Origin of the sequence: Kitasatospora sp. GP30 (assembly GCF_029892145.1) — a bacterium.
Taxonomy (GTDB): Bacteria; Actinomycetota; Actinomycetes; order Streptomycetales; family Streptomycetaceae; genus Kitasatospora; species Kitasatospora acidiphila.
Window position 1 is genome coordinate 55,200 of sequence record NZ_JARZAH010000018.1, and the last position, 19,296, is coordinate 74,495.

A 19,296-nucleotide genomic window follows, 5' to 3' on the forward strand; every position below is an offset into this window, starting at 1 on the left:
GAACGGCGGCGTGTCCGGCCCCACAGCGGTGCCCCTCTTGCCCCGGCCCGCCGGGCTGCGGCAGGCTCAGGCCGAGGGGGCACATCGGCGTGCCCCCGCGAGCGGAGAAGGACGAGCCCCGATGACGACCCCTCAGGCCTCCCCGAGCGTGATCCCGCCGCTCTTCGCGGGGCTCTGCGACGACGCGGCGATCTTCCCGCCCGGCGACCTCCCGCTCTCCGAGGCCGTGCCCGCCCACCGGGCCCACCGCACCGCGTGGTACGCCGACCTGGTGGGCCCGTTCCTGTGCGGCGCGGGGCGGATCGGGGCGCTCGGCGCGGAGCTGGGCGACGGCGGGCTGGCCGTCGGGCTGATCGTGCCGGACGGCAGCGCGGGCCTGGAGCCGGCACTGCGGGCCGTGGCGGCCGACCCGCGGCTGCGGATCGCCGGCATCGAGGTGCCGGCCGACCGGGACGTGCCGGCCCCCGAGGGGGTGCGCCGGGTGCGCGCCGCGCTCGAACGGCTGCTGCCCGAGTACGCGCCCGTCGCGCCGACCGCGATCGAGCTCCCCCGCGGCGACGAACTGCTGCTGGCGCTGGACGAGCTGGAGGGCGGCCCGTACCGGGCCAAGTTCCGCACCGGCGGCACGGCGGCCACCGCCTTCCCCGGCGAGCTGGAGCTGGCCTCCTTCCTCTACGGCGCCGTCTACCGCAAGGTGGCCGTCAAGTTCACCGCCGGCCTGCACCACGCGCTGCGGCACGACGACCCGGACACCGGCTTCGCGCACCACGGCTTCCTCAACCTGCTGCTGGCCACCCACGCGGCACTCGGCGGCGCCGAGCACCCGGAGCTGGCGGCGCTGCTGGCACGGCGGGACGGGGACGGCATCGCGGCCGAGCTGACCGAGCTGACCGGCGACCAGGTGGCGGCGGTCCGCGCCGTGTTCACCTCCTTCGGCACCTGCAGCGTCGCCGAGCCGCTGGCCGACCTGGCGGCGCTCCAACTGGTGGCCATCCCGCAGAGCTGACCGCCGCGACCACTGGTGCCCCGACTGTTCACATGACCTCTACCAGTTAGTAACCTCACCGGGTCCCACTCACGCGCGACCACCCGGGTCACGCGCGAGTGCCCTGGGAGGGTTCATGCGCATATCCGCAGTCAGCCGCCGCCTGCGCGCGGCAACCGGCGTCGCCGTGCTCGGCGCCGCCCTGCTCGGCCTGGCGGCCGGGCCGGCCTCGGCGAACGAGGCCAAGCACACCTACTACCTGGCGCTCGGCGACTCGCTGGCCGCCGGCTACCAGACGCTGCCCGGCGGCGGCAACGAGGTCGGCCACGGCTACGCCCAGGACATCGCCCGCACCCTGGAGCAGCGGGCCACCGCCGCGGGCCGCGACTTCTCGTTCACCGACCTGGGCTGCCCGGGCGAGACCACCGGTTCGATGCTGAACGGCGGCTGCCCCTACCCGCACACCTTCCAGGGCGCCCAGATCGACGCCGCCGTCAGCTACCTGAAGGCCCACCACGGCGACGACCTGGTGGTCACGCTGGACATCGGCGCCAACAACGTGGACGGCTGCGCCGAGGGCGGCTCGCTGAACGCCGGCTGCGCCGCCACCGGCATCGCCACCGCCGGCCGCGACCTGGGCACCATCCTGAACCGCCTCAAGGCCGCCGCCGGCCCGCACACCCGGTTCGTCGGGATGAACCTCTACGACCCGTTCCTGGCCGCCTGGATGACCGGCAACCAGGGCAAGGTGCTGGCCACCGTGTCGGTGCCGCTGGCCGACACCCTCAACGCCGCCCTGGAGCTCCAGGACTGGGCGCACGGGGTGCCGACCGCGGACGTGGCGGGGGCGTTCAGCACCAACTCCTTCCTGCCGCTGGTCGACCTGGGCGGACAGCAGGTGCCGCTGAACGTGGCCCGGATCATGGAGTGGACCAACATGTCGCGCGGCGACATCCACGCCAACGACACCGGCTACCAGGTGATGGCGGACGCCTTCCTGGCGAAGTTCTGACCCGCTGGCCCCGCACCGCGCGGGGCCGGCCCTCAGAAGAACGTCCGCACCAGGTCGACCACGCGCGGGTCCGGCGCGTCGGCGTCGTCGACGACCGGGATCATGGTCCACCGGTCGAAGGCGGTACAGGGGTGCGACAGGCCCAGCCGGACCACCTCGCCGATCCGGGCGGTGCTGCCGCGCAGATAGGCGTGCTGGTCGTTGAGCCCGGTCACGGTACCGGTCAACGGCCGCCCGGCGCGGGTGCGTTGCACGGTCGGCAGGCCCTCGTCGAACGGGAAGTCCCGCTTGCCGCCGTCCAGCAGGACCAGGTCGGGCTCGGGATGCGAGAGCACCCTGGCCCAGCCGTGCATCGCGGCTCGCAGCGGCCTGCCGCCGGCGCCCCGGGCGAGCGGCGACAGGCCGTGGTAGAGGCCGTCGTCGTGGATCAGGTAGGCCCCGGAGCGCAGCACAAGGCGGGTGCCGGGGACGGCACCGAGCAGCTCCACCACCTGGTCGAAGTAGCTGCTGCCGCCGGCGCTCAGCAGCACCTGCTCGGCCTGGTCGAGGAGTTGCTCGTCGCGCAGCCGGGTGTGCAGCTCCCGCACGGCCAGCAGGTAGCGCTCCACCTTTGCCAGCGCGGCCGGTTCGGCGTCATGGGCGAGCACCCCCTCGTAACCGCCCAGTCCGGTCAGCCGCAGCGTCGGGGCGGCTGCCGCGGCGCGCGCGACGGCGACCCCGGTGTCCAGGTCGCGGACGCCGGTGCGGCCACCCGGTCCGCCGACCTCGACCAGGACGTCCACCGGGCGCTGCGCACCGGCGGCCCGCAGCGCGCGGTCCATCTGCTCGACGGCGGCCACCGAGTCCACCCAGCAGACGAACCAGAACTCCGGATCGTTGTCCAACTCGCTTGCCAGCCAGGCGAGTCCGTGCGGATCCAGCAGGGTGTTGGCGAGCACCAGCCGGCGTACGCCGAAGGCTCGGGCAACGTGCAGCTGGGAGAGGTTGGCCAGGGTGATGGCCCAGGCGCCGGCGTCCAGTTGGGCCTGCCAGAGTGCCGGGGCCATGGTGGTCTTGCCGTGCGGGGCCAGCCATGCGCCGGCCTGGGTGCTCCAGTTGGCCATGGTCCGCAGGTTGTGGTCGAGCGCGCCCTGGTCCAGGGTCAGCAGCGGGGTGCCGAAGTCGTCCAGGGTCGGCCCGCCGGCCAGGTACTCCGCGACCGTGCGGCCCCAGGCGGAGGAGGGCAGCGCCTTGAAGCGCCAGTCGATCCGCTCCGCCGCCAGCTCCGCCACTTTCGCCCGGTCCACCCTGACACCTCCCGGTCCACCCGCATCTTGAAGCCACAGTTGTAGCACGCGTCGGCGGGCCGGGTCGGGGGCGCCGAGGCCGGCACCCCCGGGGCGCGCGGGTCAGATCCGGCAGAGTCCGCGGCTGCCCGACCGGGGAGCGGGCACCTTGCGCGACTGGCCGCGCGGCTGACCGCCGCTCTGATGAACGGTCAGCTGACGGTCAGCCGGCTGGTCGGGCTGGCGCTGCGGCATCGCGTTGGGCGTGATCCTGGGCGGTGCGGTCCGCTCGATCGCGGCGAGGTGAACCTCCGTCATGTACTGGGCTAGGAAGAGGCGTTCGGCCGGGGTGAGCCGGCGCGACCGCCCGGAGTCGCGGTCCCGGGCCACCACGACGGTACGGGCCGTCATGTAGGTGAACGGGTCCCGGCACACATCCACCCGCACGTGTGCCGAGCTGCGGCCGAGCCGCTCCACCGTGAGCCGCACCAGCAGCGGTTCGGGCCGGTGGTGCAGCTGCTCCAGGTAGTCGATCTCATGCCGGGCGATCAGGAAGCCGGCCGGGAAGAGCGACTCCCGCACGGCTTGGGCATGGTGGTGGAAGAGGTCGTAGATGCCCTCCTGGATGTAGCCGACCAGCCGGGCGTTGTTGATGTGCCCGTTCTCGTCGACGTCGCTCCACCGGGTCGGGCAGCACAGCACATGGGCGCTGCGGTGAGCGGTCCCGGCGGGCCGCTGCTCCGCGGTCATCGTGGTCATCGTCATCATCACGGTCGCCACTAGGCCAGGGCGAGGGCGCGCTGCAGCCGGGCGTGGTAGGCGGGGGCGGCCTCACGCATGTGGCCGCTGGTCCAGCCCTCCTCGGCCGCCTCGGCCGCCATCCGGACCACCAGCGAGTCCAGCGCCCGGTCCACCGCCTCGCACAGCTCGACCACCACGCTGATCCGCCCGGCCACGTTCGCCGCGCCGGCGCAGGCGGAGAAAGCGTCGAGCGCGCCGACCGCGAGCCGCAGACTGTCGGCGGCGACCACGCTGCATTCCGGCGGGCAATTGTCGTGCACAGGGTTCTCCTGGGGGGAAATGGCGGTTAGCAGGGAAGGGCGGCGCCCGAATGCCCGGGTGCCGCCAGCGGGCACGACGCTAACCCAGCCCGAGTGCCCGATTCGCCGTTCATCCACCCAGGGGTGACATGACCCCACGTCCGGAGTACGGATAATTCACCGTCGTCAGTCAAGTGACCAGCCGATCGGCGGACTGTCAGCATTTCAGTGTTGACTTCAGTCCCCGAGTTCCTTGCCGAGGTGAATGCTCTCGGGCGCGTCCCGGTAGACGCCGAACTTGGTGATCGGGAGATAGCCCTCGGAGTGGTAGAGGGCCACCGCCTCGGGCTGCTCGGTGCCGGTCTCCAGCACCACCCGGCGCCGACCGGCCGCGACCGCGCTCTCCTCCAGGTGCCGCAGCAGCGCTCGGGCCAGGCCCCGGCCGCGGGCCCCGGGGACCACGAACATCCGCTTGAGCTCGGCATCGCCGTCCCGCAGATGCGGGTAGTCGCCGTCCTTCGCCCGCCAACCGCCGCAGGCGACCGGCGCGCCGTCCAGATATCCGACCACGAACACGCCGAGCGGCGCGGTGAAGTGCTCGGCCTTCATCTCGGTGGTGTCGATCCCGCCGTAACGGGCGATGTACTCCTGCTGGACCGCCTCCGTCAGAGTGACGGCGTCGGGGTGGTCGTAGCCGGTGATGCGAAGCTCCATGGCCGCCAAGCATACGGCGAGCCACTCATCTGATGATCAGTTTCATGCGGTCCCCGCCTTCGGCGGATGGAGCGGGCCAGAATCACCCGTTTGCCTCATTCCGTCATCTATTACTTTTTGTCACGATGTTGGAACGATCCGTCACATCATCACCACAGTGACACCCGGCCCGCCGCACCGAGGAGCAGTCCCGTGATCCTGAACATCTCCAGCATCGTCCTGTTCGGCACCATCGCCGTCGTCTTCTTCAGACGGGGCGGGCTCAAGGTCTCGCACGCCTTGGTCTGCTCCCTCTTCGGCTTCTACCTGGCGGGCACCGCGATCGCGCCGAGCATCCAGGCCGGCGGCGCCAGCCTGGCGGGCCTGCTCGGCGGCATCAAGTTCTGAGGGCCCCGTCCGACCATGTCCGTCACCCGTCATCTGACCCGCGGTCGGGACTTCGCCCGCACCGCCGGAGACCACGCCGCCGACATGTTCGCCCCGCTCACCCTGATCGGGCGGGGCCTGCGGCGGCACGCCGGCTGGACCGCCGCCCGCTGGCAGGCCACCCCCAGGGACAAGCGCGGGCCCACCGCGCTGCTCGCCGTCGCGGCGCTGGTCGGCGTCGTGCTGCTGCCGCACGGGCCGATCCTGGCGGTGGCCGCGCTGATCGGCAGTGCCGCCTGGAACGGGCGGCATCCCAGTGCGCCGGCCGAACCGGCACCTGACCCCGCCGAGGTCAAGCTGCCCGCGCTCTACGCCGCGCTCACCCCGTACCTGGCCGCCCCCGACGACCTCTCCCCGCTCTACCGCCCCGACGGCGGCTACCGGGACGCCTTCGACGGCTGGTCCTTCGACGCCGACGGCCGGCTCAGCACCCTGGAGATCGGCTACCCCGCCTACTTCACCGACACCGAGTCCGCCGCCCGGTCCCGGATCGAACAAGTGGTGCAGGGCAAGGCCGGACGGGCCCGGGAGTACCGCTTCGACTGGGACCAGGAGTGCAGCACCCTGCGGGTCACCGCGCTGGCCCCGCTGCCGATCGAGGTGCCGGCCCAGTCCTGGGTGACCGCGCCCGGCGAGATCGTGCTGGGCTTCACCGACCCGGACGCCACCCAGCGCCGGATCCCGGTCACCCACGGCGACCAGCCCGGCCACCGGCCGCCGGTGGTCTGGCGCACCGGCCCGCGCTCCGCCGAGCCGCACCTGCTGGCGCTCGGCAGCGCCCGCTCCGGGACCTCCACGCTGCTGCGCACCATCGCCCTGCAGGCGCTGACCCACGGCGAGCTGCTGGTGATCGACGGCGCCGGCACCGGGGACCACGCCTGCCTGGTCAACCGGCCCGGCGTGCACACCGTGGAGACCAGCCTGCACGGCGCGGTGGCCGCATTGGAGTGGGCGGCCCAGGAGACCGAGTGGCGGCTGGCCGCGCTGAACGCCGCCCGCCACCGCGGCGACCCGGCGCCCGTCGAGGCGCTGCGCCCGCTGTGGCTGCTGCTCGACCACCCCACCGAGCTGTCCGAGCTGGCCCAGGCGGAGGGCCGACCGGATCCGCAGGGGCTGCTGGAGGTGCCGCTGCGGCACGGCCGGGCCGCCCGGGTCACGGTGGTGACCGTCGAGACGGTCGAGGCCGCCGGCCGGCTGTCGCCGACGCTGCGGGCCGCCACCCGGGCCCGGGTGGTGCTGGGCGACCACCCGGCGTCCGAACTGGCCGCGGCGCTCGGCATGCCGCTGGACATCGCGCCCGCCGCGCAGGCCCCGCCCGGCCGCGGGTACGCCCGGATCGGCAACCAAGCCCCGGTCCGGCTGCAGGTTCCGGCGACGGTGGACCCGCTGGACGAGGAGGCGCCGGCCCGGCTGCGGGACGCGGTGATCGCCCTGCTGCCGTACCACGACAGCCGGATCGAGGCGGCCGCCCCGCCGCTGCCCGAGCACCAGTCGGCCGCTCCGGTCGATCTGCGGAAGGCGGCCCGTCCTGCCCCGCTGCGGTGAACGCACGCTCAGCACTCGGACAAATGGGCAGCGCGAAAAGCCGATTCCGTCACGCGGTGCGAATTTCACAACACTGAGGGTGATATCCCACTCTAGATGTGACAAATCGGACGGAGATGGGTACAAACAGGGGCGGCACGACAGACGAGCACGTCCCGGACGGGAATCTTCGTCGACGGCCGAGCGTTGACCGAACGACGAAGACAGCGACCCCAACTAGTCCTGTGGGCCATAAGCCCTGGAGGCACGATTCATGAGCGAGCGAGCTCTCCGAGGCACGCGACTCGGCGCCACTAGCTACGAGACCGACCGTGGCATTGATCTGGCCCCGCGCCAGACCGTCGAGTACGCATGTCAGAACGGACACCGGTTCGAGGTGCCCTTCTCCGTCGAGGCGGAGATCCCCTCGGTGTGGGAGTGCCGCTTCTGCGGCACCGAGGCCGTCCTGCTCGACGGCGACGAGCCGGAAGAGAAGAAGACCAAGCCGACCCGGACCCATTGGGACATGCTGATGGAGCGCCGGACGCGGGAGGAGCTGGAGGAGGTGCTGGCCGAGCGGCTGGCTGTGCTCCGCTCCGGCGGTATGAACCTCGCGGTGCACCCGCGGGACACGCGCAAGAGCGCCTGACCCAGGCGAACCACGAAGCCCTGGGGCCCGATCCGGTGATCGGGCTCCAGGGCTTCGTGCTGCTCGGCTTCGGCTAGGCGCTGCTCGGCTGCGCTTCGCGATGCCGCTCGGCAGCGCTTGGCGCTGCCTCGGCTGTGCGTGCGCTGCCGAACTGACGGTGGTTCAGCGGGACAGCGGCGGGCGCGGCCCCTGGTCATCGGTACGGGGGCCGGGAGCGGGCTCGGCCGGGTCGACCACCTCGCCCTGCACCACCTTGCCGTCCGGCCGGTGGATCCGGAACTGCTGCTGCATCCGCAGCGCGTCCGACAGCGGATCGCCGGCCGGGCCGGTGCGGACCAGGCTGCGGGCGGCCCGGCGGCCGACCATCCGCCACAGCGCCCTGGTCGGCGGGAAGAGCAGGGTGAGCGCCACCGCGTCGGACAGGAAGCCGGGCAGGATCAGCAGCAGGCCGGCCAGCACGGTCAGGCTGGTGCCGGTCTCGGCGGAGCCGGGCTCCGGCAGCCGGCCCTGTTCGAAGGCGGTGGAGGCGTTGCGCAGCGCGCGCAGCCCGGCCCGCTTGATCAGCCGGGAGCCCACCACCGCGCTCACGATCAGCAGCAGCACCACCAGCAGCCCGCCGATGACCGAGGCCACCTGGATCATCAGCCAGATCTCCAGCAGCAGCCAGACGACCACCAGGATCGGGAGCACTCGTCGCAGCCGGCTGCGACGGCCGGACGGGCGGCCGGGGGCACGGGTCGGGTCAACGTGCTGGGTCACGGTACGAATCCACTCCATGGCGGGCGCCGATCGGCGCCGTCCGGGCCTGCCCCGCACGGTCGCGGGCGCCACCGTGGACAACGGTTCGGCCCGGCCGGGTGTTCCGGGCCGGGCCGAACAGTTGCCAGGTCAGAGTGGTGCGGCAGGTTCAGGCGGCGGTGCGGTGGCGGCGGCGGCCGATCAGCACCGCTCCCCCGCAGGCCAGCAGCCCGACCCCGGCGAGCGCCCACTCCGGGCCTGCCCCGACCCGGTCGGCCAGGGTGCGCCCGTCACGCAGCGGCACGTTCGCGCTCAGCTCGGCGGGGACGAGCTCCTGGGTGCGGCTCTCGATGGTGCCGTCGGGTCGGATCACGGCGCTGATCCCGCTGGTGGCCGCGATCAGCACGGCCCGGCCGTGCTCGACGGCGCGCAGCCTGGACATCGCCAGCTGCTGCTCGGGCTGGCCGCTCTTGGCGTAGGTGGCGTTGTTGGTCTGCACCACCAGTACCCGGCCGCCGGCGTTGACGGTGTCGCGCGGGATCTCGTCGTAGGCGACCTCGAAGCAGATCACGTCGCCGATCCGGGCCGGGCCGAGCTGCATCACACCGTTGCCCTTGCCCGGGTAGAAGTCGTGGGCGACCCGCTGCAACCGGGTGATCACCTTCATCAGCACCGAGCGGAACGGCACGTACTCGCCGAACGGCACCGGGTGCTGCTTGGTGTAGTGGGCGCCCGGGCCGCTGATCGGGTCCCAGACGATGCCCTCGTTCTGCACGTGCTGCGCGTCCGGGCCGTTGACCAGCGCGCCGACCAGGGTGGGCACGCCGATCGAGCGGACCGCCTCGGTGATCTTGGCGTAGGCGGCCGGGTCGCTGTACGGGTCCAGGTCGGAGGAGTTCTCCGGCCAGATCACCACGTCGGGCTGCTGCTCCTGGCCGGCCGCGATCCGCTGGGCCAGTGCCTCGGTCTCGGCGGCGTGGTTGTTCAGCACCTGCATCGGGCGGCCCAGGAAGTCGATCCCTGGCTGCTGCACATTGCCCTGGATCAGGGCGACGCGCACCGTGGAGTCACCCTTGGTGGGGATCGGGACCAGCAGCCCGCCGCTGATGGCCAGCGCCGCGCAGAGCACCGCGGCGGTCGGCTTCAGCCAGCCCGTCGCCCCGGTCGGCGCCTTGCCACGGCGGGCGAAGCGCAGCACCAGGTAGCCCAGCAGCGAGCCGGTGAGCGCCACCGCGAAGGTGACCAGCGGGGCGCCGCCGAGCGCGGCCAGCGGGGTGAACGGGCTGGCGGTGTTGGCGAACGCCAGCCGGCCCCAAGGGAATCCGCCCAGCGGCTGCCGGTCGCGGACCAGTTCCTCGGCCACCCAGAGGCAGGCTCCCCAGAGCGGCCAGCCGCGCAGCCGCGAGGTCAGTGCCAGGGCACCGCCGAGCGCCCAGAGGAAGAGCGCCTCGGCCAGCGAGAGGCCGAACCAGGCGTCCCAGCCGATCACCCGGATCCAGTCCAGCAGCCAGAGGAAGAACGGCAGGCCGAAGGCGAAGCCGGTCCAGGCGCCCTGCCGGACCGTGCGGCCGTGGGTGAGCAGCGCCAGCGCCGCCACCGCGACGATGGACAGCGGCCACAGGTCGTACGGCGGGAACGCGGCGGCCAGAGCCAGCCCGGCGGCGACGGCCAGGGCGGTTTGCCTCCCCCAGCCTCCGGCCGGGGGGACCCCCATCCCGGCGCCGGCCCAGGCGCGCAGCCGGGCCAGCCGGCCGGCGCGCCCCTTGCCCGTCGGGACCTCGGGGGTCGGGTCGTCGGCTCGGGGCGCCGCGTCGACGGGCACTGCCACCTGGCCACCATCTTTCTGGGCATAGCTCACCTGCCCGTCGGCAGGTGTCGCCCGACGGTACCTCTGCGGGGCGGTCCGTTGAAAACGAATCCCGAAAGAGAACCCCGCAGGTCAGCCGGTGGTCGTAGCCTGGAAGATCGTCCGGCCGCGGACCACGGTGCGCAGGCAGCCGGGCAGCTCGCTGCCGGGGGTGAGGTCGGGCAGGCCGGGGGTGCCGGAGCGGGGGTCGGTGGACCAGCCGGCCACCCGGGAGTCGGGGGCCTGGACCACCAGCTCGCCGGTCTGCCAGACGGCGTACGTGGCGGTGGCGCCCGGGATCAGCACGCCCTCCTGGTCGCGGCCGAGGGCCCGCCAGCCACCGCGGGTGTGCGCGGCGAACGCGGCGCGCACCGAGATCCGGTGCTCGGGTGTCCGGTGGAAGGCGGCGGCGCGCACCGTGCCCCACGGGTCCAGCGGGGTGACCGGGGCGTCCGAGCCGAAGGCCAGCGGGACGCCGGCGCGCAGCAGCGCGGCGAACGGGTTGAGCGCGCCGGCCCGTTCGGCGCCCAACCGGGCCACGTACATGCCGTCCGGGCCGCCCCAGGCGGCGTCGAAGGCGGGCTGCACGGAGGCCACCAGGCCCAGTTCGGCGAAACCGGCGATCGCCTTGTCGTCCAGGGCCTCGGCATGCTCCACGCGGTGGCGCAGCGCCTTGACGGCGGCCAGGCCGACCCGGTCGGCGGCCGCCCGGACGCCGGTGAGCACGGCGTCGACCGCGGCGTCGCCGATCGCGTGGAAACCCGCCTGCAGGCCGGCCTCGGTGCAGGCCGCGACGTGGTCGGCGATCTGATCGGCCGTCAGATAGGCGGTTCCGGTGTGGTCGGCGTCCTGGTAGGCGCGGTGCAGGCAGGCGGTGTGCGAGCCGAGCGCGCCGTCGACGAAGAGGTCGCCGCCGACGCCCACCGCGCCGAGCTCGCGAGCGGTGGCCACGCCGCCGAGCTCGCCCCAGTAGCCGTAGACCTCGGGGCCGTCCTCGGTGGCGGCCAGCTCCAGCAGTCGGGCCAGATCGTGCGCGGAGGAGATCTCCGGGCCCGCGCACTCGTGCAGCGCGCCGATGCCGAGCGCCGCGGCCCGCTGCCGGGTGGCGCGCTGGGCGGCGCGGCGCTGCTCGTCGGTGAGGTGGGCCAGGGCGGCCTGGCGGACCGCGTGGTGGGCGTCGCGGGTGAGCGGCGCGGTGGGGTGGTGGCCGGGCAGCTCGGCGAGGTGCGGGGTGAGGTCGCGCAGGGCGGTGGTGGCCAGCGCGGAGTGCACGTCGGTGCGGGAGAGGTAGAGCGGGGCGCCGCCGGCCGCCTGGTCGAGCTCGGCGAGGGTGGGCGAGCGGCCCTCGGGCCAGCCGGTCTCGTCCCAGCCGTGGCCGATCAGCACGCCGGGCCGCCCGGCCGCGTGGGCACCGATCCGGGTCAGTGCCTCGGCGAGTGAGCTGCAGCCGGTCAGGTCGAGGCCGGTGAGTGCCAGGCCGGTGGCGGTGGCGTGCACATGGGCGTCGACGAAGGCGGGGGTGACCAGCGCACCGTCCAGCTGGACCACCTCGTCGGCGACGCTCGCGTAGGCATCGGCGGCACCTTCGCTGCCGACCCAGGCGATCTGCTCGCCCTCGATCAGCATCGCGGTGGCGAAGGGGTCGGCCGGGCTGTAGACGTTGCCGCCGCGCAGCAGCACGGTGCGGGAGGTGCGTTCGGTCATGAGGGACAGTCTGCACCCGGGTTGTCCCGGTATGTGCGGCAGCCCCTACAGCTTGGGCGGGCGGGCCTCGTAGGGAGTGGAGAGGACCACCGTGGTGCGGGTGGAGACTCCGGCCGCGCTGCGGATCCGGGCGAGCAGGTCCTCCAGGTCGCCGGGGGCGCCGACCCGCACCTTGAGGATGTAGTTCTCGTCGCCGGCGACGCTGTGACAGGCCTCGATCTCCGGCAGCGGGGCGAGCCGCTCGGGCACGTCGTCGGGAGCGCTGGGGTCGAACGGCTTGACCGAGATGAAGGCCGTCAGGGCCAGGTTGACGGCGTCCGGGTCGACGATCGCCGAGTAGCCGCGGATCACCCCGCGTTGCTCCAGCCGTCGAACCCGCTGGTGGACGGCCGAGGTGGACAGGCCGGTGGCCTTGCCCAGGTCGGTGTAGCTCATCCGCCCGTCCTGGACGAGCAGCTGGACGATGCGCTGGTCGAGATCCTCCACAGCAGAAACCTACCCGACCGGCGGAGTGGCGGATGCCGCACGGTTGGCGGAGCTCGCCATCGGCATATGCCTCGGGAATGTGGCGAAGGACACACTCGACCGCATCACCCTGCCACGACCTGCAGGGTTATGAGGCCGCGTCAGCGGGAAGTGCTGGTGATGGCCCCGGCCGAGTTGGCCCGGCCCGATCCATAGGGGGATCACATGCCTTCAGCTGAGGAGCGCGCCCTGCGCGCCGATGCCGCCCTGCCCGCCACGGAGGACTTCGACGGCGACTCGCCGGCCTTCGACCTCGCGCCCGGCGCCGACCCGGGCGAGCCGGAGAGCTGGGAGATCGTCCGGGTGCTCTGCCCGGAGTGCCAGCGTGCCATCGCCCTGATCGGCGACGAGGAGCAGCTGCCGCAGCACGCGGTGGTGCAGCAGCCCTGGCACCCGTTCGAGCCGGCGCTCTGCACCGGCTCCGGGCTGGCCACCGAGCAACTGCCGGTGGTGGCACCGGAGCCCGGCGAGGAGCACGCCGACACACTGGCCGCGCTGCTCACCCTGCCGGCCGAACTGGACTGGCGCACCCAGCCGTTCTCGCACGCGCAGGACGTCCGGGCGGCCGCGTCGGGCGCCGCGGCCGGCGCGCACCGGGTGCCGCCGATGCGGCAGGCGCCGAGCGGACGGCTGGTCCGCCGCTAGCCAGCGGGAGTTGAGGAAGCGTCAGCAGTGCGCCGCCCGGGCAGTCGGGCGGCGCACTGCTCGCCGTCGGGCAGCGCCGCTGGTCGCGCCGCGTAGAGTTACCGGCCATGCTCCGCCCCGACCATCCCAGCCAGTCCGACGAGCTCGGCCGACTGGCCACGCGCCTGCGCGCACTGCCGCCGTCCCTCGGCCCGGTGCGGCTGGTGGCGGTGGACGGACACGCCGGCTCGGGCAAGACCACCTTCGCCGAACGGCTGGCCGCCGCGCTGGGCGGCGCACCCGTGGTGCACCTGGACGACCTGGCGACCCATCAGGAGTTCTTCGAGTGGGTCGACCGACTGCGCGCCTGGGTCCTGGAGCCACTGGGGCGGGGTGAGACGGCCGACTTCTCCGGTTACGACTGGGTCGCCCGGGATTTTCGGGGGGCGCGCAAGATCGCACCCGCGCCGGTAGTTCTCCTGGAGGGTGTCGGTGCCGGCCGGCGGGCGCTGCGGCCACTGCTGGCCGCCCTGATCTGGATGGAGCTGCCGGCCGCCGAGGCCCGCGCCCGCGGCCTGCGCCGGGACGGTCCGGAGCTGGCCGCCTTCTGGGAGCACTGGTCGGCCGCCGAGGCCGCACACTTCGCCGCCGACCCCAGCCGCCCGTTCGCCCAGCTCAGAGTGGACGGCCGAACCGGTCGCGTGGTGGCGAACCGAGGCAACTAAGCGGTCGCTTGACCGGGAGGCGGACAGGAACTAAATTTTCCTCTCAGCGGGAGTAGTTGAGCCCGCAACTAGACGCGGCGCCTCCGGCTCGTTCCCCCGTGAGCCGGAGGCGCCGTTCTTCGCGGGAAAGCTCGCCGAACGGGCCGTCAGCATGCCAACGGTCTTGAGGCGATGGCGATTTGGCACCGTCCGGCACGCTTCCGGATCAGCCACACCCGGGTACGATTCCGAGCAGGCGCGAAGGCGTCCCGGGTGCACGGCGCTGACCGTCCCCAACCTCCGGCCGGGTGGGGGCACCTCCCGGCCGAAGGCTGGGGGCGTACCCCCAGCAAGCGACGGCCTCGGTGCACATCACGGGGGGCGTGAGTGATCATCGGTGACAACATGGGCACCGGCCCGCACGGGCCGGCCGACCGCGCCTGGCTGCGCGCCATGGACGCCTACACGGCCGGCGCCTATGCCCGGGCCGAGGAGGAGTTCCGCACCGCGGTGCGCCTCGACCCCGGCATGGCCGACGCCTGGCTGGGTCTGCACGCGCTGCGCTGCGACACCTCCGGCGCACTACTGGCCATGCACCGCAGCAAGAAACGTTTCGGCGAGCAGCGCCGCCGGCACGGCCGCCCGCTCAGCTCCTGGTACTGGCTGGGCTGGTGGGTCCAGCCAGTACTGGAGGACGAGCGCGACCTCGCACTGGCGCACGCCTCGCACTGGCTCGACGGCCGCCACCTCACCGAGCTGGACCGGGCGATGGCCCAGTGCCCGCCCCCCGAGCAGGACCCGTCGGTGCGCTTCCTGCGCGCCTGCCGCTCCTACCTGCTGAAGGACTGGGAGCAGCTGATCCGGGACACCGACGCGCTGCTGGACGACGCACTGCTCGGCATCGAGGCGGGCCTGTTCGGCGGCATGGCCCGGGTCCGGCTGGACATGTGTGCCCAGGCCCAGGCCCCGCTGGCCGCATCCCTGGCCCGCTGCCGCTCCGAGCAGCCGCAGCGCAAGGAGCTGCGCTACTGGCTGGCCCGCGCCTATGAGGGCGCCGGGCGCAGCGCCGCCGCCCTCCCGCTCTACCGCTCGGTGCACCGCGCCGACCCGGCGTTCATGGACACCGCTGCCCGGCTCGCCGCGATCGCCGCCGAAGACGGCCTGGGCCTGCTGGAGGAGCTGCCGCCCTTCACGGAGAGCATCATCGGCCCGACGGAGTCGGCCGACGCCGTCGCCCTGGATCTGATCAGCGGCCTCGGGCCGGTGCCGGCCGGGGACGCCGGCCCGACGGGTGCCGACGCGCCGCCCGTCGGCGAGCCCAGCCCTCTGCCGCAGGCCGAGCGCTCCAGCGGCGGTCCGCGAGACGGTGACACCGGCGGCCCGAGCGACGGCGGCCCGCGGGACGCCGACGCCACCCGGGGTGCCCTCGGTGAGCCGACCGGCACCACTCCCCCGCCGGCCACCGTCCGCCGGCAGCCGGACGCCCCGCGCACCGCCTCCGAACCGACCGCCGCCCAGCAGCGCTTGGACGCCGCCCTGGAGGCCCTGGAGCAGATGGTCGGCCTGGACCCGGTCAAGCGCCAAGTCCGGGCGCTCTCCGCGCAGTTGCGCATGGCCGGGTTGCGTGCCGAGCAGGGCCTGCCGGTGCAGCCGCCCAAGCGGCACTTCGTCTTCTCCGGCCCGTCCGGGACCGGCAAGACCACCGTCGCCCGCATCCTCGGCCAGGTCTTCCACGCCCTCGGCCTGCTCTCCGGCGACCACCTGGTGGAGGCCCAACGGGCCGACCTGGTCGGCGAGTTCCTCGGCCAGACCGCGGTCAAGGCCAATGAGCTGATCGACTCGGCGCTGGACGGCGTGCTCTTCATCGACGAGGCGTACAGCCTCGCCAACTCCGGCTACAGCAAGGGTGATGCCTACGGTGACGAGGCGCTGCAGGTGCTACTGAAGCGGGCCGAGGACAACCGGGACCGCCTGGTGGTGATCCTGGCCGGCTACCCGGAGGGGATGAACCGGCTGCTGGCCGCCAACCCGGGGCTCAACTCCCGCTTCACCACCCGGGTCGACTTCCCCAGCTACCGCCCCGCCGAACTGACCGCGATCGGCAGCGCGCTGGCCGCCCGGGACGGCGACGCCTGGGACGAGGACGCCGCCGACGAGCTGGCCAGCATCTGCGCGCACGTGGTCGCCGAGGGCTGGATCGACGAGCTGGGCAACGGGCGGTTCATCCGGACCCTCTACGAGAAGTCCTGCGCCTACCGGGACTTGCGGCTCACCCAGTCCCGCGAACTGCCCAGCCGGGAGGACCTGGCCACGCTGCGACTGCCCGACCTGGTCCAGGCCTACGGCGAACTGATCGACGGCCGGGGCTGAACTCCGGCCCCGAGCCAAAGGGCCCGCCGGTGTCGACAGTGCTCGACCAGCCGCTCCGCGGCGGGGACGAGCGACAAGCGACCGAGGAGCGCGGGAGCGCGGGAGCGCGGGAGCACCTCCCAGCCGCCAGGCCGGGGAGAGTGTCGACACCGGGTCAAGAGGGCCCGGCGGCGAGCGGGCGAGTAGCAGCCCGGTGATCCGGGTCGTGCATCTCGCCGACCAGCTCCTCCAGGACGTCCTCCAGGGTGACCACGCCCAGCGCGCGGCCGTCCGCGTCGGTGACCGCCGCCAGGTGTGCGGTGGCCCGGCGCATCGCGGTGAGCGCGTCGTCCATCGGCAGCGACTCGGCGACCGCGATGACCGGGCGCCACAGCCGCATCGGCAGCGGGGCGTCCGGGTCCTCGACCTCCAGCACGTCCTTGAGGTGCAGGTAGCCGACGATCGCGCCGCTGGCGTCGACCACCGGGAAGCGGGAGTAGCCGGTGGCCGCCGCCCGCTCCTCCACCTCGCGGGCGGTCACCGAGGCGTCCACCGTGACCAGGCCCGCCATCGGCAGCAGCACCTCGCGGACCGGTCGGCGGCCCAGTTCGAGGGCGTCCTCCAGCCGCTCCTGCTCGGCCTCGGCCAGCAGTCCGGCGGCCCTGGACTCGGCCAGGATCCACAGGAGTTGCTCGGCGTCGAAGACCGACTCCACCTCGTCCTTGGGCGCTACCTTGAACAGCCGCAGCACCAGGTTGGCGAAGGCGTTCAGGAACCGGATCACCGGGCGCAGCCAGCGGGCCAGCCGGTCCAGCGGCGGGCCCAGCCAGAGCGCGGCCCGCAGCGGCGAGGCCAGCGACACGTTCTTGGGCACCATCTCGCCGATCACCATGTGCAGCACCACCACCAGGGCCAGTGCCAGCAGGTAGGAGGTCAGATGGCTGGCCGCGCCGGAGAGCCCGATCGCGTGGAACGGGCCGGACAGCAGCTCGGCCACGGTCGGCTCGGCCAGCGCGCCGAGCAGCAGCGAGCAGACCGTGATGCCCAGTTGGGCGGCGGCCAGCAGCGCCGAGACCTCGCCCATGGCACGCAGCATGGTGGCGGCCCGGCGGTTGCCCTCCTCGGCCAGCGGCTCGACCTGGCTGCGGCGCACCGAGATCACCGCGAACTCGGCGGCGACGAAGAAGGCGTTCCCGAGCAGCAGCAGGAGCGCGGCGAAGAGTTGGACGACGACGATCATGCCGACGCCCCCAGGTGCAGCAGCCGGACCCGGGTGGTGCGGTGCCGGTCGACGCCCTGCACGGTCAGCTCCCAGCCGGGCAGTTCAGCAGTGTCACCGCGCACCGGGATCCGGCCGAGCAGGTCGGCGAGCAGACCGGCGAGCGTCTCGTACGGTCCGTGCGGGGCGTGCAGGCCGATCTCCTCCAACTGGTCGAGCCGGGCCCGGCCGTCGGCCAGCCAGGCCGGGTGCCCGGCGACCGGCGGGATCGCGAGCAGGTCCGGGGTCTCGCCCGGGTCGTGCTCGTCGCGGACCTCGCCCACGATCTCCTCGACGATGTCCTCCAGCGTGGCCACGCCGGCCGTGCCGCCGTACTCGTCGATCACGATGGCCATCGGCTGCCGGCGGCGCAGCTGCTCCAGCAGGCGCTCGGCGGGCAGTGTCTCGGGGACCAGCAGTGGGGCGCCGGCCAGTTGATCCACCGTCACCTCGGTGCGGCGCTCGGGGCGGACCGCTATGGCGTCCTTGAGGGTGACGGTGCCGGTGATGTCGTCCAGGCTGTCCCGGTAGACCGGGAAGCGGGAGAAGCCGGTGGCCCGGGTCAGGTTGACCACGTCGGCGGCGGTGGCGTCGTGCCGCAGCGCCGAGACGTCGACCCGGGGGGTCATCACGCTCTCGGCGGTCAGCTCGCCCAGGCCCAGGGTGCGCACGAAGAGCTGCGCGGCGTCCTCCTCCAGGGCGCCGGCCCGGGCCGAGTGCTGGGCCAGCACGGCGAGTTCGCCGGGGGTGCGGGCGTGCGCCAGCTCCTCGGCCGGCTCCATCCCGAGGGCTCGCACCAGCCGGTTGGCACCGCCGTTGAGGGCGCTGATCAGCGGGCGGCAGGCGGCGCTGAACAGCCGCTGCGGCGCGGCGACCGCGCGGGCCACCTGGAGCGGGCGGGAGATCGCCCAGTTCTTCGGCACCAGTTCGCCGATCACCATCTGCAGCACGGTGGCCAGCACCATGCCGATCACCGTGGCCGCGCCCCTGGCGACACCGGAGGGCAGGCCGAGGCCGGTGAGCGGCGGGCCGAGCAGGGTGGAGAGCGCCGGCTCGGCGAGCATGCCGACCACCAGCGAGGTGACGGTGATGCCCAGCTGGGCGCCGGAGAGTTCGAAGGAGAGCGTGTGCAGGGCCTTGCGCAAGCCCTCCGCGCGCCGGTCGCCGGCCCGCGCGGCCCGGTCCACCGCACCGCGGTCCACGGTGACGAAGGAGAACTCGGCGGCGACGAAGAGGCCGTTGGCGAGAATCAGCAGGAAGGCGGCTGCCAGCAGCAGCCAGGCGGTGATCACTGCGCCGCCCGCCCGGTGGTCGAAGGGGGCAGGGCGGCGTCGGTACTACCGGACGGATCGTCCATCGCGGGGAGGTGTCACTCCTCAGGTCACGGGTCGGATGGCTCGGGGCTTTGCCCGAGCTTTACCAGCCTAGCCGATCCCCATACGGAGGTATGTGGCGACGGTTACGCGTTGGCGGGCTCGGGGGCGGCGCCCCGGGACTCGACCAGGTCGCGCAGCTGGAGCGCGGCCCGCACCGCCTGGTCGCGGCCACCGCTGGGCTGGATGCCCATGGCGGCCAGCGAGGTGCCGTCGGCCAGGTCCAGGGTGACCCACGGGTCGCCCTGCTTGAGGTTGACCCGCAGGATCTCGGCCCAGTGCAGGCGGCGCGAGCGGACCAGGTTGACCACCAGCACGCCGTCGGCGTCGGCGTCCACCCGGGGGCGGGCCAGCATCAGGCCGACCCCGGAGAAGACCAGCCCGAGGAAGACCAGCATGACCCGGTCGTTCAGCTGCCAGCTGGGCGGGAGGATCAGCGCCATGACCACGAACACCGTCGCCAGCAGCCCGCTCGCCGTCAGCAGCACCGCGCGAGTGCGGCGGGGCAGCCAGGTGACGGGCAGGTCGGGCAGGGCGGTGCTGGTCATGGCGCTGGTACT

General features: G+C 73.5%; 19 protein-coding genes. 8 read left to right on the forward strand and 11 right to left on the reverse strand.

Annotated elements, in window-relative coordinates; all coding sequences use genetic code 11:
• Window positions 1-121: 121 nt before the first annotated feature.
• Window positions 122-1,006, forward strand: coding sequence for a hypothetical protein (locus P3T35_RS23480; RefSeq protein WP_101384141.1), 885 nt, complete (start codon window positions 122-124; stop codon window positions 1,004-1,006).
• A 115-nt stretch (window positions 1,007-1,121) separates the two neighbouring features.
• Complete coding sequence (locus P3T35_RS23485; protein ID WP_101384140.1) at window positions 1,122-1,997, forward strand: SGNH/GDSL hydrolase family protein; 876 nt, start codon at window positions 1,122-1,124, stop codon at window positions 1,995-1,997.
• Between the two features lie 32 nt (window positions 1,998-2,029).
• Here P3T35_RS23485 and P3T35_RS23490 read toward each other — a convergent pair whose 3' ends face one another.
• From P3T35_RS23490 to P3T35_RS23505, 4 genes are all read right to left on the reverse strand, one after another.
• Window positions 2,030-3,283, reverse strand: coding sequence for an alanine racemase (locus P3T35_RS23490; RefSeq protein ID WP_280707597.1), 1,254 nt, complete (start codon window positions 3,281-3,283; stop codon window positions 2,030-2,032).
• 102 nt (window positions 3,284-3,385) lie between these two features.
• Window positions 3,386-4,021, reverse strand: coding sequence for an acyl-CoA thioesterase (locus P3T35_RS23495; RefSeq protein ID WP_180356781.1), 636 nt, complete (start codon window positions 4,019-4,021; stop codon window positions 3,386-3,388).
• A gap of 20 nt (window positions 4,022-4,041) precedes the next feature.
• Window positions 4,042-4,293 (reverse strand): hypothetical protein, encoded by a 252-nt coding sequence (locus P3T35_RS23500; RefSeq protein ID WP_141632438.1) that lies wholly within the window; start codon window positions 4,291-4,293, stop codon window positions 4,042-4,044.
• Between the two features lie 246 nt (window positions 4,294-4,539).
• On the reverse strand, window positions 4,540-5,016 hold the full coding sequence (locus P3T35_RS23505; protein WP_101384137.1) for a GNAT family N-acetyltransferase: 477 nt from the start codon (window positions 5,014-5,016) through the stop codon (window positions 4,540-4,542).
• A gap of 192 nt (window positions 5,017-5,208) precedes the next feature.
• Between P3T35_RS23505 and P3T35_RS23510 the strand changes: the two genes are divergently transcribed.
• From P3T35_RS23510 to P3T35_RS23520, 3 genes are all read left to right on the forward strand, one after another.
• On the forward strand, window positions 5,209-5,403 hold the full coding sequence (locus P3T35_RS23510; RefSeq protein ID WP_101384136.1) for a hypothetical protein: 195 nt from the start codon (window positions 5,209-5,211) through the stop codon (window positions 5,401-5,403).
• A gap of 15 nt (window positions 5,404-5,418) precedes the next feature.
• Window positions 5,419-6,987, forward strand: a complete 1,569-nt coding sequence (locus P3T35_RS23515; RefSeq protein WP_101384135.1) for a hypothetical protein — start codon at window positions 5,419-5,421, stop codon at window positions 6,985-6,987.
• Between the two features lie 253 nt (window positions 6,988-7,240).
• Window positions 7,241-7,615 (forward strand): RNA polymerase-binding protein RbpA, encoded by a 375-nt coding sequence (locus tag P3T35_RS23520; RefSeq protein ID WP_101384134.1) that lies wholly within the window; start codon window positions 7,241-7,243, stop codon window positions 7,613-7,615.
• Between the two features lie 162 nt (window positions 7,616-7,777).
• Here P3T35_RS23520 and fxsA read toward each other — a convergent pair whose 3' ends face one another.
• From fxsA to P3T35_RS23540, 4 genes are all read right to left on the reverse strand, one after another.
• Entirely contained in the window at window positions 7,778-8,374 is a 597-nt protein-coding gene (gene fxsA / locus P3T35_RS23525; RefSeq protein WP_280707604.1) for an FxsA family membrane protein, read from the reverse strand.
• 148 nt (window positions 8,375-8,522) lie between these two features.
• The gene (lnt, locus tag P3T35_RS23530; RefSeq protein ID WP_280707653.1) at window positions 8,523-10,175 is read right to left on the reverse strand and encodes an apolipoprotein N-acyltransferase; all 1,653 of its coding nucleotides are present in this window, start codon (window positions 10,173-10,175) and stop codon (window positions 8,523-8,525) included.
• Between the two features lie 117 nt (window positions 10,176-10,292).
• Complete coding sequence (locus P3T35_RS23535) at window positions 10,293-11,903, reverse strand: amidohydrolase (protein ID WP_101384132.1); 1,611 nt, start codon at window positions 11,901-11,903, stop codon at window positions 10,293-10,295.
• A 45-nt stretch (window positions 11,904-11,948) separates the two neighbouring features.
• Entirely contained in the window at window positions 11,949-12,389 is a 441-nt protein-coding gene (locus tag P3T35_RS23540) for an Lrp/AsnC family transcriptional regulator (protein ID WP_101384131.1), read from the reverse strand.
• 204 nt (window positions 12,390-12,593) lie between these two features.
• Between P3T35_RS23540 and P3T35_RS23545 the strand changes: the two genes are divergently transcribed.
• From P3T35_RS23545 to P3T35_RS23555, 3 genes are all read left to right on the forward strand, one after another.
• Window positions 12,594-13,073, forward strand: coding sequence for a hypothetical protein (locus P3T35_RS23545; RefSeq protein WP_180356780.1), 480 nt, complete (start codon window positions 12,594-12,596; stop codon window positions 13,071-13,073).
• Window positions 13,074-13,180: 107 nt separating this feature from the next.
• Window positions 13,181-13,777 carry a hypothetical protein gene (locus P3T35_RS23550; protein ID WP_101384130.1) on the forward strand — a complete coding sequence of 199 codons (597 nt, stop codon included), beginning with the start codon at window positions 13,181-13,183 and terminating at the stop codon, window positions 13,775-13,777.
• Between the two features lie 384 nt (window positions 13,778-14,161).
• Entirely contained in the window at window positions 14,162-16,126 is a 1,965-nt protein-coding gene (locus tag P3T35_RS23555; protein WP_101385525.1) for an AAA family ATPase, read from the forward strand.
• Between the two features lie 154 nt (window positions 16,127-16,280).
• On the opposite strand, the gene P3T35_RS23560 is transcribed toward P3T35_RS23555, so the two are convergent.
• The 3 genes from P3T35_RS23560 to P3T35_RS23570 all read right to left on the reverse strand — a co-directional run bounded on the left by P3T35_RS23560 (window position 16,281) and on the right by P3T35_RS23570 (window position 19,284).
• Entirely contained in the window at window positions 16,281-17,345 is a 1,065-nt protein-coding gene (locus P3T35_RS23560) for a hemolysin family protein (RefSeq protein ID WP_280707607.1), read from the reverse strand.
• Window positions 17,342-18,655: a hemolysin family protein gene (locus tag P3T35_RS23565; RefSeq protein WP_101384129.1), complete on the reverse strand. Its 1,314-nt coding sequence runs from the start codon at window positions 18,653-18,655 to the stop codon at window positions 17,342-17,344. Before P3T35_RS23565 ends, P3T35_RS23560 begins: the two co-directional genes overlap by 4 nt.
• 167 nt (window positions 18,656-18,822) lie before the next feature.
• Window positions 18,823-19,284, reverse strand: coding sequence for a PH domain-containing protein (locus P3T35_RS23570; RefSeq protein WP_101384128.1), 462 nt, complete (start codon window positions 19,282-19,284; stop codon window positions 18,823-18,825).
• Window positions 19,285-19,296: the final 12 nt, after the last annotated feature.